Genomic DNA, 14,162 nt, shown 5'->3' on the forward strand with positions numbered 1-14,162 from the left:
TCTGTCTAGTCGAGAGACCGGGCTGAAAGGATGTTGCAGTGCCCAAGCCGTTCCCCAAGGAGTTCCGCGAAGACGTAGTCCGAGTCGCGCGGGCCAGAGATCCGAAGACCACGCTGGAGCAGATCGCGAAGGACTTCGGGATCCACGCCACCACCCTCACCGGGTGGATGCGCAAGGATGTCGAAGACGGTGTGAAGCCCGGGACGACCGAAGACCAGAACACCGAGCTTCGCGAGTTGAAGCGCCGCAACCGGCTGCTCGAGCAGGAAGTCGAGGTCCTGCGCCGGGCAGCCGCGTATCTGTCACAGGCAAACCTGCCGGGAAAATGATGTACCCACTCGTCCGCGAGCTGGCCGAGGACGGGATCCCCGTCACGGTGACGTGTCGGGTCCTCGAGATCGCCCACCAGCCCTACTACCGCTGGCTCGCGCACCCGGTCACCGACGCCGAGCGCGTCGAGGCCTATCGCGCCGACGCGCTGTTCGATGCCCACCGCGACGACCCGGAATTCGGGTACCGATTCCTGGTCGACGAAGCCAGTGAGGCTGGCGAGTCGATGGCCGAACGGACCGCATGGCGAATCTGCTCCGACCTGGGCTGGTGGTCAGTGTTCGGGAAGACGCGAGGCAAGAACGGCAAGAAGCCCGGTCCACGACGACCTCTGTGCTGTCGTCGATGCCAAGGGTCGGGTCCGGCACGAGTTCGCCGCCGATGCTCCAAACCGACTGTGGCTCAGTGACATCACGGAGCATTGGACCGAGGAAGGCAAGCTCTATGTGTGCGCGATCAAAGATGTCTACTCCAACCGGATCGTGGGCTACTCCATCGACTCACGGATGAAGTCCCGGATCGCCGTCACAGCGCTGGGCAACGCGGTCGCCAGGCGCAATGACGTGGCCGGCTGTGTTCTACACACCGACCGGGGCAGTCAATTTCGGAGCCGGAAACTCGTCCACGCGCTGGGCCGGCACGCCATGGTCGGGTCGATGGGACGGGTCGGCGCGGCCGGCGACAACGCCGCCATGGAGAGCTTCTTCTCCCTGCTGCAGAAGAACGTGCTCGACCGACGTTCCTGGGCAACCCGCGAGGAGTTGCGGATCGCGATCGTGACCTGGATCGAGCGGACCTACCACCGCCGCCGTCGCCAAGCCGCCCTCGGCCGATTGACTCCCGTCGAATACGAGGCAATCATGACCACGACAGCCAGTCAGGCTGCGTGACCGAACCTGTCACCTAATCGTGCAGCAGACCCGTTTCATTCGCGACGTCGCTGCCGCCACGGCGACACGCTGACACGCTGACACGACAAGCTTTTCAGAGGGTCCCACATCGGCTTGTGGCTCGGCAGTGTCCGAGCCGGCCGGGACAGAATCCTTCCGGTCCCGAACACCACCGACCGAACTGTGCCGCACCCTGCACATACTCGACGAATATGTACACAGCTACATCAATACGTACGACTGCAGAGCGCCGCCTGAATCTCAGGATCAACGTCAAAGATCAGCGCACCAGGGAATGTTTGGGTGCTGGTGCACAATCAGCACACGGGCCGTGAAGTGGGCCGTAACGGCTGATGCCACATGACCGCCAGGTGCCCAACTAGACCGCCGTAGCAGTAGGAACCGATCACGATCAGGCTCGCCCACTCGTCCTCGGCCGTCTTGATGATCCCTTTCCCGGTCGGCGCAGACTTGACCGTAACGGGGCGGGTCCGGAAGCTGGCCTCCTCCCCGGTGCCGCTCCGTGTGCCGCGGATTCTTCGGCGGCCTCTTCTACTTCGCCGGGAGGGTCGGCGTCGAAGTGCTCTTCCGTGACGGGCGTGAAGCCAACACGGCCGGTTGCCACACGCAGAAGACCACCGCGTCGCGCGACACTGCGAGCTGGGTCACTACCTGTGCGATTGGGGAGTCCGCGAGTTCGGTGCCGTCGTAGGCGAAAATCACCGGACTGGTCGTTCACTCCTTTCCGCACTGGCATCGTGACCGGCTGCTTTGAGCGAACTCTCGAAAGCAGCGGCGATGCATCCATGCTGGGGCTACGCCCAGGTAGTGCACGGACTGTCGGTCGATGACTATTCCAAGGGCTCCGTGATCATTGCGCCGCCGAACTCAGGCAGGTAGAGCAACCCGATATATACCGGGCTGTAGTGCTCGGTCAGCACATTCGCGGTGAGTGTGGTCGCCGACACGCCGCAGCCGCGGCGAACAGAGCAACTGCGATTCCGACGACCGGGATCGAACTCGTCAACATATCCTTGACTGGGAGCAGCGGCCGCTTGCCCCGGCGTTGAGAGACGACTAGCACGATGATCGCCAGCAGCCCACCGAGTAGCGGCGCGAGCACTCGCCGATCCATGAACTTGTGGTTTGTGAGCTCCGATGCGCCGGTGAAAGTGGCGAAACAGCCGAACTCGGCCAGCCCAATCGCCCTCAGGTCACGCGGCGAGTGGGGATTGGCTGGCAGCGTCCTTGAGGTCGGCGAGGCTCAGCGCTTGCGGGTGATGCTCTTGTATTCGAGGTATTCGCTCAAACCAACGGCGCCATACTCGCGACCGGTGCCGCTGGATTTGTAGCCGCCGAACGGGCCGTCGAAACTGATTGGGGATCCGTTGATAGTGACGGTGCCGGAGCGGATGCGGCGCGCGACCTGCAGGGCATGATCGGTGCTGGCAGACCAGACTCCTCCAGAGAGGCCGTACTCGGAGTCGTTGGCGATCGAGATGGCGTCATCGATGCCGTCGTAAGCGATGACTACGAGTACTGGTCCGAAGATCTCCTCCTGCGCGATGCGCATGCTGTTGTCGACGTCGGCGAACAAAGTCGGCGTAACATAGTTGCCGTTCTCTAGCCCGTTCGGGATCTGGGGCCCGCCGGTAACCAGTCGGGCACCCTCCTCGATACCCAGCTTGATGTACGAGAGGACCCGCTGCTGCTGGTCGGGGCGGATCATCGGGCCGACGAACGTGTCAGGCGCGGACGGGTCACCGACCTTGAGCGACTGCACCATCTCTTTGAGCGCGTCGACGACTTCGAGGTAGCGGCTGCGGGGAGCCAGGATGCGGGTCTGCAGGATGCATGCCTCACCATTGTTGCCCAATGACCCGAACTTGAGACCCTCTGCGGCAGACGAAATGTCGGCGTCGTCAAGGATGATCGCTGCCGACTTGCCGCCCAGTTCTAGGCTGACCCGCTTGAGTTGTTCGCCGGCGATCGAGGCGATGCGTCGACCGGCGCGGGTGGAGCCGGTGAAGGCGATCTTGTCGACGTCAGGGTGCGCGATGAGGTGCTCACTGGTCTCACGATTGGCCGCCAAGATACTAAGCACGCCTTCGGGAAGTCCCGCCTCGGTGAATAGGTCAGCCAACAGCATCATGCTCAGCGAGTTCTCCGGGGATACTTTCAACACCACCGTGTTTCCCGCGAGCAGAGCCGGGACGAGTTTCGCGGTGGCCGCCGAGAACGGGGAGTTCCAGGGGATCACCGCGGCAACGACGCCAATCGCTTCACGCCGCACGATTGTGTCGTAAGGCGCGGTCGGGTCGGATGGTTCAAGGGTCTCCTCCCAGGCGAGGTCTGAGGCTGCCTTGAGGTAGGCGGTGACCTGACGGGTTAGGAACGGCTGGCCCATCTTCGTGAACCACAGCGCTGAGCCGTTCTCGGCCGAGACGGCCGCCGCGACCTCGTCGGCGCGGGTTTCCCGCAGTGTGTTCAGTCGGCGGATGACGTCCTGTCTCTGTTGGGGTGTGGTAACCGGCCACGGGCCGTGATCGAATGCCTCGCGGGCTACCGCCACCGCGCGATCGATATCGGCGTTGGTGGCCTGAGCCACACGCCCGAGGATTGATTGGTCGTGGGGGGACCGGATCTTCAGCAGGTCAGGGTCTCCGGGCGGCACCCATCTTCCGCCGATATACAGCTTGTCTCGCGTGATCATCAGGTGTCTCTTTCTCTCAGTGTCACGGAACGCACTATGCGAGGAATGCGAGTGATTCGGGTGTCGGGTCAGGACGCGTCGGGTGGCCGCACTATGCGCGCGACGGCCGTCTCGGAGAAGTCTTTAAGGCTTGGAAAGTCGGTGGACATACTCAGTTCTCTCCACCTCGCGTCCTCGGTGGCGCGGGCCGCCGCGTACAGCGGCGCGAGCCAGACCGCATCGGAACCAAGCAGTAACCGGACCGGTGGTTCGGCCGTCTCAGTGATAGCCAGGATGGCTCGCGCCATCCGTGACGGGTCGCCACGCTGAACGTCAGCGTTGGCGTTGTAGGCCCGCGCGAAAGCACCGACCGTAGATTGGTAATCCTCCCGCAGTTTCTCTACCACGATCGAAGCAGCAGCCCAAGGCGTGCGGATGCCGCCGGGTTCGGCGACAGTCACATGAATGCCGAGCGGTTCGACTTCGCGGGCAAGGATCTCGGAGAACCCGCCCAACGCCCACTTCGCCGTCTGATAGGCTCCCAGCCCCGCCGCCCACCGATCGAGGAAATATTCACGATGTGACCAGATCGCTGAGCACGCAACACCGGTAGCGCCACGCGGACCATGGTGACCGCACCGAAGAGATTCGTCTCGATATTATGGCGAAACTCGTCGGCGGGCATGTCCTCGATGGAACCGACACTACGGTAGCCGGCACCGTTGACCAGCACGTCTAAGCGACCAAAACTGCGAACGCTATACCGGACCGCGGCGCGGGCGGCGACAGCGTCGGTAACGTCGAGCGCCGTAATACGCAGCCTGGCCCCTGTCTCCTCGTTCAGTGTCAGCAACGCGTCCCCGTTCAGATCTGTCGCCAGCACGTTATGTCCCGCGTTCAAGGCCGTGGTGACCAGTTCACGTCCGAGGCCGCCGGCTGCGCCGGTAATTAACCACGTCCGCGCTCCAGTTGAGCGCTGCTCGTTAGATGCCATAACCTCACCATATGCCACATTGATGAGACAGTTAATAGTCAAAGAGTCATCTTAGAGTGGTGATTTAAGTCATGGGAACCACTCTTCAGAAACGGTGACGCTGCCCGGTCACGTACTATTCCTTTGATATGAGAGCCGACGCGTCACGCAACCTGTCCGGGGTTCTACGGACCGGAGCGCGCTTACTCGCCGAGGACCCGACCGCCACCATCGCGACCATCGCGGCTCAGGCGGGTGTCGACCGTAGGACCGTGTACCGGCGCTTCGAAACCCGGGAGGCGCTGCTGACCGCAGTGTTCCAAGCCAAACTCGACTCCGCGCAGCGGGTCCTGGACGACGCCCGGCTTGTCGAGGCACCCGTGCCCGTCGCGCTGCACCGTTACGTGGAAGGCATCATTCCAGTCAGCCGGGAATGGCCACTGGACACCAGACGGATGATGCAGAACGACCCAGTCGCGAACGCTCGCCGCGAAGAACAGAGTCAGCGCCTGGACCGCTTCGTGCAGCGAGCGAGCGATGAAGGTCTCCTTCGTGCGGATCTGCCAGGCGGCTGGGCTCGCTCCATGCTCGACCATCTGGTCGACATCGCGGCTCACACCCTTCCCGGCATCGAAGCCCCCTCTGCCGCCGACTTCGTCGTTGACGCCCTACTGAATGGCATCGGGTTGCGTTGAGGTGCGGCGGAGCGCCCTCACCTCTTAACCGCCTGGCGCGGTGGGGACGCTCACCGCTTCAGAACAGGGCGCGTGGACATCGTTTCGAGTGATCCGTGCCGAGTTCGGGGTGTTCCTTCCCCCCAATCCGGCACCCGTGCGGGGTGGAGCACTCCGGATTGTCTCCGCGCTCGAACGTGGCCACCTTGCTGAACAGAAGCGGTCGGCCCCGATCGTCGGCCTCGGAGGTTTCGGCGTCGAGATCAGAAGGAGCTCGGCTGCGTGGATGCGATCGCGGATCTGCGGCCACTGATCGCCGCGGCCCATGTCGGCTTCGACACCAGCGCGGATATCGAAGTCGACCAAGCGGATCTTCTCGACACCTCCTCGAAGCAGCGTCAGCCCTCCCGGCATTCACGATTTTCTGCCGGAATCAGACTCATGTCCGATTCCGGAGCTAAACCGACTGAAGCCGTGGTCGGTTCGCGGGTCACCGCAATCCCGACTTCCGGATCACGGGCCGGTGAAACCGAGCCGCGGATCAGGGGCCGTGATCGACGACTACGCCGACACAGTCATCGACAACTCTGATCTGGGGCGGGATCGGGCACCGGTGCTGCGGTGGGCGATCGCCCTCGACGACGGCCGTCTGGTTTTCGCCGCCGAAGACGTTCCCGAGCTCACCCGAACCTTTCCGCCTCATCGCAGAATCACAGGACGTGGGTGCGGGGCGGGCCGCGTATCAGTGAGAAAAGACGCTGCTCACAAGTTTTCGGGGTGCGGCGTCGAACGCATCGATGACGTCGGCTTTGATGCGCCCACGTGGAGAAACATCGAAACCGTTCTTACCGGCCCACTCCCGGATCGCGTGCAGTTGCTCCGCTGACCGACCAGACCCTGATGCCTTTCGTGCGGTCGAGGTTGTCGTACGCGCTTTGCCTGCCGCGGAGACTTTCTCTGCCGACTTGATATACGGGGCGAACGCCGCTTCGATCTTGTCGGCATTGGCAGGGCGTAGATCGATCCGATAATCGGTGCCCTGATAGGAGAACGTGACCTGATGGCCCAATCCGGTATCGATGGGTTTTCCGTCGAGATCGTCGATGAGTTGGCGAATCACTATTTCGGCCACAGAAGTCCTCTTCGTTGATTTGCTGAATGAGTATGGCGTTCATGTTATCTGCAGTATCAGAAAGTCGCGCCGACTCTACCGACCACGGTCATGCCGTGCCGTTGGACGCGTGCGATCGGTCGTCGAGCAGCCTGGGCGCAGGCGATAACCACTAAGTCGTCGACGCACTCCTCGTACCGCTCGGGATGCCGCCGACATGACCAGGGCCGTTGGCGGTGACCACCACGAACCCGAGCACTACCCCAGCGATCGGGTCCGCCGCAGAGAGAATGTCGGGCGCACTCAAGGCCGTGCTGCACTGTGCACATGCCCGTGCCGCCGGAAGGTACGGCGACGAGGCCACTTTGCTCGCTCGTCGCGGATCTGGAACGAGTGACGCCGTAGTCGTCTCGATCCTGGTAACGGTTTCTTCCTCGCGCGAGCCGGGACACCTTTACCCGCTTGGCGCCCCTCAGAGTCTCCCACCCAATTGAGGACCGAAGCAGCTACATCCAAGCGACCTGGTCACCAAGCCCAGCGGTGATATTTCTTCGAATTTCGGTCCGTATGTTCGGCTTTCAGCCACGCCCAGTCCGGCTTTGCTCAGCCGGACAACAGAAAGGGCACGAGAGGTTGCTGCCATCGGGAACGGATACCTTCACTGCGCGTCAGCGGTCGATTCCCTTATAGCCGTTCGGGCGTCCTTGTCGACCCCGATGACGGAGGAACACCGCAACCCCTTCGGCTCCGATCCTCACTTGGCAGTTCCCTGAATCCGCGGCCAGGCGACCAGGGACCTGAACCACGGGACCGAAATGTCACAGGGCCGCATCGTCCCTCGGGCTGCGAAAGGGACCGTCGACACGGAGCCATTTCCCCCGCATCGGAGGAGACATAGACCGCGCGCTAACCCCGCCCAATCGTACCGATCCGGCCGGACAACTCGGGGCGTATGACCGCTTTACCGAATACGCCGGTGACCGGGGGGCACACCAAACGGTGGGTGCAGCAGCTGAGAAATGACCGCACGCCGGAGCAACAATGCACCGGAAAGCACCGAGATGGTAAATATCGCGAACCGCTTCAAGAATCCTCCGCTCAGGACGGTCCGGCAACCTCAGTTGCCGTAACCGAGGAGAAGATTACTACACTCATGCTGTGAGGTTACTGCCAGTTCTCCCGCAAGATCCTTTCAGTTCAAAATACTAGAACCAGAACAATTCTCGGCGCGTTGCTCAGTCTTCGCGAGAACGGTGCTGCCGATCAGCTGCCCCGAGGTCGGCAACGGCTGCGACGAGCCTGTCGAAGAAAGCCTGTAGATCAACGATCGGGCCGGGTCTGGCGGCGACTGTCGCCGTCACTACGTCGCCGAACCCGACGAATGTGACAGTGAGTGCCTCGCTCGGACGAAGCGTGGGAATCGACATCGCGAAACTTGGCGGCGTACCGCACACATGGGCGCCACTCACGGGCGCCAGGTAACTCGTCAACTTGAACCTGTCCACGGCTTCGCGAAGTGACGTATTATGTTCGGACGCAGCATTTTTGGCGATAGCTCGCACCACGAACGCCGGTGCGCCGTCGAGCAGCGCAAGGCGCGCGCGGGCCGCGATACTGCGCGCCGTCTCGATTTCGGCCGTCAATAATTCTCGGATTCGGAAGGCGACAGCGCTCGGAGTGCCCGTGCTGTCGGGCAGCTCAACGACAACATTGACAAGGTTGTTCACCGTCCGAGGATTGAACCCGGGTGGGGCTGCGATCGGCACTTCACCCCGGTAGGAGCGGCCCTCGATGAGGGGAAGTGCGAACGCTACGGCTGTCAGCGCGGTTTCGGTTACCGTCATTCCGAGCGGTTTGAGGTCCTGCCGATCGAACATGACTGTGTCGATACCGCTCGGCCCGTCGCCCTTTCGTGAGTGCGGCGACTGCTCGGGGCGATTATCTCGTGAGTCGTGCGCCGCTTCCCGAGGCAGACGAAATAATCTCCAGTACGTCCGCGTGAGCCGACCTGGTACGCCGACGACTGCCATCGCTGCATGCATCCAGGACGGATCACGGTCCAGAGGTCGAGCCCGGGTCGATGAAGAGCCGCCGCCATCCAAGAGCTCCTGCAGGATCCGGGCAGCCCCGCGGCCATCCGCTATTGCGTGATTTACCTGCAATGCAACAAGTGTCGCGGTCCCGCTGACCGTCGGCGCGCTCTCGACATTCCGGAATACGTGCACCTTCACACACTGCGTGAAGGGGTCGACTTTGCAGCCCGCCAGATCAGATAACTCCGTCAGCGCCTCTTCCCACGTCGTACTCGAACACGACTCGACGAGGATCGAATCCGACCGGCGTTGCGAACGGACACGATACGGAAATCCGGCCTTCAATCGATCGTGCGCAAGACGAACAGGAAACGCGTCCATGCGCTCGATGTTGCACCGAATCTGATCGCGAATTGTGTCGAAGGACGGGGATTCACCGTCGATGTCGAAGACCAGGACACTCACGATATCCGGGCATGCATTATCGAGCAGGAACGCATCCGCGCCCGACAATCGGGCCATGCCGGCCGCCTTCATGAACCTGTTCCGCCGCATGCAAGGACAATAGAGATCTGGTTTCGACGCAGTCGCACAGGGTTTGGCGCTTCTGCCAAAAATGCTCTGCTATTCGTTACCGATGCGCAAGTGTAGGGCGATCGCCGTCCCTTCTCGCAACTGTGCGGGCAGCCACTGAACCGTGTACGACGGCCGAAGGACGGGGCGGAAGGCACCGAGCCGCCGCTGCGCATCGACCTGCAGGCGTGAACTCTGATCGAACTGAAATTCTCGTTCAGTTGAAGTCGTCAGCATCGATGCAGACCGAATCAGTGACGACGGACCGCCATCACTCCACCTCACTCACAATGCGGTTGATGTCCCCTACCGCCGTCTGTTCCGTCTTCACCCGTCGTTGACCATGATCACCGCATATTCGGTCGACCGGAGCCACCTCGGCACAAGCCGATCTCTGACAGAATGGTCGTGCTGCACACGCATCTGCCACCACTGCTCCTACTGCACGGACGACTCTGCCGCTACCGCGGCAGCGGCAGTGCGGATGTCATTCCAGGCGACAGCAAGTAACTCACGATATCGGTCGACGTCAGGGAACAAGTCGGGATCGACAGTGATATTGATCGTCGCACTGTCGCCGAGTGTGTCGATCGTGTGGCCCACACCTGAGATTCCTTCCAAGCTGATCACCCCGAAACATCCCACCGCTTGTGCATCCCCGAGACGCCAATCACCCGAGCCCTTGGGAACGCTGGAGATCGAGGTGTGAAAAGAAGTGACGGGATTGCTGTGTTGGCGTCTCCCGATCAACGCTACGGATTTCTTGAAGACGAACCCCGGAACCGAAGCCAACGCGCTGAAAATCAGCATGTTTCCAGGACTCTTGGCTGCCGCGATGGAGTCGACAGCGGAATCGTGAATCAAGCGCACCCGTTCGATCGGATCCGATACGTCGGTATGAAGATCTACACCGCACACGACGAACTGATTGCGTGCGGTTTTCGCGAGCCCGAGATCCCGTATCGACACGGGAACGGTCCCGCCGAGCGAATACGGCGTACTCCACTCTCGTTCACTGAGGTAGTACGAAAGTCCGAGCGAGACGATCGCGAGAAAGATGTCGTTGATGGTGACATGTCCGAGCGCAGATCTGACCTTCTTCACCTCCGGGAAGGAGAGAAACATGCAGTCAAATCGCCGGTGGTCTCCCAAGACGCCGGTGAAAGGTGCCGCGAAGGAGGCGTGCGCGCCGAGGATGTAATCGCCGCGGGCAACCTCTTCGCGGACGCGCCGCTTACCGACCGCGATCGTGCGCAGGCTCCACAGAAATCTCACCAGAACCCACGGCACACTCACCGCTGCCCGGAATACGAGGGCGGTGGCAGACGGGACCGGCTCGACCGCCGGGGACAAGGCACCATTCACGTGTGTCGGAACCGAAGAAAAGAGGTGCTTGGCTACGCGCACACTTTCATGACCATCCGCGATCGAATGATGAAACTGCATCATCACGACAGTCGCCGAATCGGAACGACCCATGACACCGCGCACGTCCTGCGCGATGTGTATCCGCCACTGCGGATGCTCCGGATCCATTCTCCGAGAAATCAATTCAGGTACCACATCACGCAGGCTGCCCCAATCGGCGACATCATGGAAGACCAAGTGCCTGCCGATGTCGAACTCCGCGTCCCGACACAACCGCGGAACTGCAAGATCGAAAGGAACTCGTATCACCCGATCACGCAACGTCGGAAGCCCTTCGAGCCTTTCCGACAACCACTCCACGATGTCCTCCCGCGCCGGAGCCGGGGCGCCGGCTTCGGTCGGGAAGAACACAAAACTCGTCAAAAAAGATTGCGTGACATTCTCGCGTTCCAGATAGAGAAACAGCGCATCACGCGCATCCATGTGCATTCACTGTCCTCCGACAAAACGGCGCGCAGGCGCCTCATACGGACCAACCGCCGAGACAGCGGCGGCGCTCGTCGTACCCGACCACACGATGGGCCTGTTTCCGATCGGCGTTCCGAAAGGGACACCCGATAAAAGGTGCACAATCAAATATCTGCGAAACAACAAGCCGACACCAAACCAAACCACGACGAGATACACAAGGGACTTCACTGCATGCTCCAAACACGTTCGCGGCGGCCGACGCACAATGAGCGTCATCGAAGAGCAGCGAAAAAATTTGATGCTACAACCAGCCAGGGCAAAGGCATGGTACGCCCACCACACCTCCGCATACCAGTCTTCTATCGGTCACAGCTACTTTCCGCATGAAACGACCCGGGCCCCCCGCAGAAAGCGTTACCACCGATTCCACACCAGGCTCGTAACTCGACCCAACAACCCGCATAGTGCATCGCAAAACGCAGACCAAGAACTTCCTTTTGATAACGACTACTCGATCATATCGACTATCACCGGCTCGGTATTGCGGCTTTATCACAGTCGATTGCGAAGGTGTGGCGCAGGCAACGACTACTCGCGATTACACACAAGTACATGGTGGGCCGCGGTGACGCCAGCTGCAGGGCGGGTGGACCACCACATCTATCACGTGCCGTACTGAACTATGTGCGAGGGGTCTGTCTCGCTAACGGTGTTTCGGCCGGTTTCCATCAGTAAGTTTCCGATCTCGGCCAACGATCAGCGAAGGTGATCGCAAACGCATTCAGAGCAGGCTTCCACCTCGTTATCCATCGTGCCTGCCCTTTGCCCGTCGGGTCCAGTGAACGCGTCACCAGGTAAAGGCATTTGAGTGCTGCAGTCTCCGTGGGAAAATGACCATGCGCTTTCACCGCTCGCCGATACCAGGCATTCAACGATTCAATCGCGTTGGTAGAGCACAGGACTCGGCGTATCTCGATGTCGTAGTCCAGGAACGGGATGAACTCCTGCCAGGCGTTGGTCCACAACCTGATAATCGCCGGATACGTCGTTCCCCACCGCTCGGCGAGATCGTCGAACAGTGCCCGAGCAGCCGCCTCGGACGGTGCCGTATAGATCGGCTTGAGATCATGCTTGAGCGCATCCAATGCTGACGTGACGAGAGCCGAAACGTATTGCGAATCAAATGCACTACGCAGGTTTGGACCGTAGTCGCCAGCCAGACGTGTTCGACGACCTCCGGTAGGCCTTTCAATCCGTCGCAGACCAGGAAGAACACGTCCAGGGTGCCGCGGTTACGGCTATCGGTGAGCACGGACATCCAAAACTTTGCGCCTTCACCGCCGGTTCCGGCCCACAATCCGAGCACATCACGGTGGCCGTCGAGACTGACCCCGATGGCCGCGTAGATCGGGCGGTTTGCGACCTGCCCGTCCCGAATTTTGACGACGATCGCGTCGATGAAGATCGCTGCGTACACCTCGTCGAGGGATCGGGCAGACCAGTCCTGCATCTCCTCGATGACCTTGTCCGTGATCCGCGAAATAGTTTCCTTCGAGACCGAGGCACCGTAGATTTCAGCGAAATGCGCACCGCTCTCACCGGTCGTTAATCCTTTGGCATATAATGACAGCACGATCTTATCCACACCGTTCAACCGCCGTTGGCGTTTCTGGACGATCTGCGGCTCGAACGTCCCTTCCCGATCACGTGGGACGTCGATCGGAATATGGCCGCTGGCCTCGGTCAACACGGTTTTCGATCGGGTTCCGTTGCGGATGTTCGTCGATTCCCGATCCGGCTGCGCCTGGTTCTTGTCGTGCCCGAGGTGCTCGGTCATTTACTCGTTCAGCGCGGTTTCCAGGACGGTCTTCGTGAATTGTTTGAGCAGTCCGTCCGGTCCGGTCAGCGACAGACCCTGCTCCTTCGCCAACCTGACCAACTCCGCGGCCGCCGCAGCTTCCGCCGACGGCGGCTCGGTCTTCTTCTTCGTCACCTCTTCCAGTGTCGTCATCACGGCACCTCCCTAGCTGAGCATTCACTCAGCGTCTGGGGCCGAAACACCGATTAAGAAACAGTCCCTGTGCGAGCTGGATAGCGGCTCTTATTGCCCGCAATTCCGACGCTCAGAAGGGCTCGTGACGAAATGGTTACGCCGGTCCGGTTCCTGCCGTCGCAGAACCGGTGTCCAGCAACGACCCACCGACACCAGACGAACCGGCGCCGGGGGTCTGGAGTGGGAACTTTCGGGCCTGCGTACAGATCACATCGTTCGGCACCGATATTGGCATTGTGCGCACCGAAATAGCGGGGCGAATAGAACTCGAACTTGTTGATCCTCAGTTGGCCGGCCACGTCCCGAAGTGCAAGATGACCACCTCGTTGGATGGAGTGTTTGCTCGCGCATTGCGCTCGTTGTCTGTGTTTGGAGCCATCGGGCTGTCTCGTGATGGAAACAATGTCGGGTTGAGGGCCACCGCCCCGGAACCGAACCCCTGCACGGCGGACAGCTGGGGGTTAGGATGTGCGCCGTTCCCAGGCGGGGTGTTCAACTTTCAGGAGTGCTTGTTGAGATCAGTGGTTCCCAGACACGAACATCCCACGGCCGGCCCCATTAGCCAGCGGGGTATTTCACAGCACCCGCGAGGGGCGCGGATACAGGCGTAGCTGACGCCACCACATCCGAAAAGCTTTCACCAGGAAATGACTCTGGGACACCACATACGCCACACTCTGTGACAACGATGCCACAGGGACAGAACCGGAAGTGTGTACTACCGTCCTCGACACTCTCACTGTCACAGCCCTCGTATCCGCGAGTCCCGCTCGCCGACGCACGAGAGATCCCACGCACGACTATGCGTTGCAGCACCGCTGCTGTAAGCGGTCTCGATTGCCACTGAACGCTTCTCATTCCCTACGTTAGAGCGCTGCTTGGACCGAGTCTGCAATGAGGTTCGGGGTATCACTGAACCTTTCAGTGGGCCCCAATGGCCGGCTACCGCTTCGTCAGGGCTTCCACGACCTCGGCCGCGATCGCCGCGACCCGA

At 61.1% G+C, this 14,162-nt stretch carries 8 protein-coding genes and 3 pseudogenes; 3 read left to right on the forward strand and 8 right to left on the reverse strand.

Annotation, left to right across the window (positions count from 1 at the left end; translation table 11 throughout):
- Positions 1 to 38: 38 nt before the first annotated feature.
- Positions 39 to 1,220: pseudogene (locus tag H7C86_RS33755) on the forward strand (IS3 family transposase).
- Positions 1,221 to 2,484: 1,264 nt separating this feature from the next.
- On the opposite strand, the gene H7C86_RS33760 reads toward H7C86_RS33755, so the two are convergent.
- The 3 genes and pseudogenes from H7C86_RS33760 to H7C86_RS37700 all read right to left on the reverse strand — a co-directional run.
- Positions 2,485 to 3,933 (reverse strand): aldehyde dehydrogenase, encoded by a 1,449-nt coding sequence (locus tag H7C86_RS33760; protein WP_182263194.1) that lies wholly within the window; start codon positions 3,931 to 3,933, stop codon positions 2,485 to 2,487.
- 68 nt (positions 3,934 to 4,001) lie between these two features.
- Positions 4,002 to 4,373 (reverse strand): hypothetical protein, encoded by a 372-nt coding sequence (locus H7C86_RS37695; protein ID WP_259349391.1) that lies wholly within the window; start codon positions 4,371 to 4,373, stop codon positions 4,002 to 4,004.
- Positions 4,374 to 4,388: 15 nt separating this feature from the next.
- A pseudogene (locus H7C86_RS37700) lies at positions 4,389 to 4,906 on the reverse strand (SDR family NAD(P)-dependent oxidoreductase); the annotation flags it as partial.
- Between the two features lie 128 nt (positions 4,907 to 5,034).
- On the opposite strand from H7C86_RS37700, the gene H7C86_RS33770 reads away from it, so the two are divergent.
- Complete coding sequence (locus tag H7C86_RS33770; RefSeq protein ID WP_182263195.1) at positions 5,035 to 5,580, forward strand: TetR/AcrR family transcriptional regulator; 546 nt, start codon at positions 5,035 to 5,037, stop codon at positions 5,578 to 5,580.
- A gap of 261 nt (positions 5,581 to 5,841) precedes the next feature.
- Entirely contained in the window at positions 5,842 to 6,150 is a 309-nt protein-coding gene (locus tag H7C86_RS38120) for a hypothetical protein (RefSeq protein ID WP_397517292.1), read from the forward strand.
- Positions 6,151 to 6,301: 151 nt separating this feature from the next.
- Here H7C86_RS38120 and H7C86_RS33780 read toward each other — a convergent pair whose 3' ends face one another.
- The 5 genes and pseudogenes from H7C86_RS33780 to H7C86_RS33795 all read right to left on the reverse strand — a co-directional run bounded on the left by H7C86_RS33780 (position 6,302) and on the right by H7C86_RS33795 (position 13,129).
- Positions 6,302 to 6,691 (reverse strand): Lsr2 family protein, encoded by a 390-nt coding sequence (locus H7C86_RS33780; protein WP_182263196.1) that lies wholly within the window; start codon positions 6,689 to 6,691, stop codon positions 6,302 to 6,304.
- Between the two features lie 151 nt (positions 6,692 to 6,842).
- Positions 6,843 to 6,977, reverse strand: coding sequence for a hypothetical protein (locus tag H7C86_RS37705; RefSeq protein WP_259349389.1), 135 nt, complete (start codon positions 6,975 to 6,977; stop codon positions 6,843 to 6,845).
- 928 nt (positions 6,978 to 7,905) lie between these two features.
- A complete protein-coding gene (locus tag H7C86_RS33785) occupies positions 7,906 to 9,258 on the reverse strand; it encodes a hypothetical protein (protein WP_182263197.1) in 1,353 nt (450 codons plus the stop codon).
- A 456-nt stretch (positions 9,259 to 9,714) separates the two neighbouring features.
- Complete coding sequence (locus H7C86_RS33790; RefSeq protein WP_182263198.1) at positions 9,715 to 11,127, reverse strand: wax ester/triacylglycerol synthase domain-containing protein; 1,413 nt, start codon at positions 11,125 to 11,127, stop codon at positions 9,715 to 9,717.
- A gap of 716 nt (positions 11,128 to 11,843) precedes the next feature.
- Positions 11,844 to 13,129 (reverse strand): annotated as a pseudogene (locus H7C86_RS33795) (IS256 family transposase).
- Positions 13,130 to 14,162 lie beyond the last annotated feature (1,033 nt).

Source organism: Rhodococcus sp. UFZ-B548, from assembly GCF_903819475.1.
Classification (GTDB): domain Bacteria; phylum Actinomycetota; class Actinomycetes; order Mycobacteriales; family Mycobacteriaceae; genus Rhodococcus_F; species Rhodococcus_F erythropolis.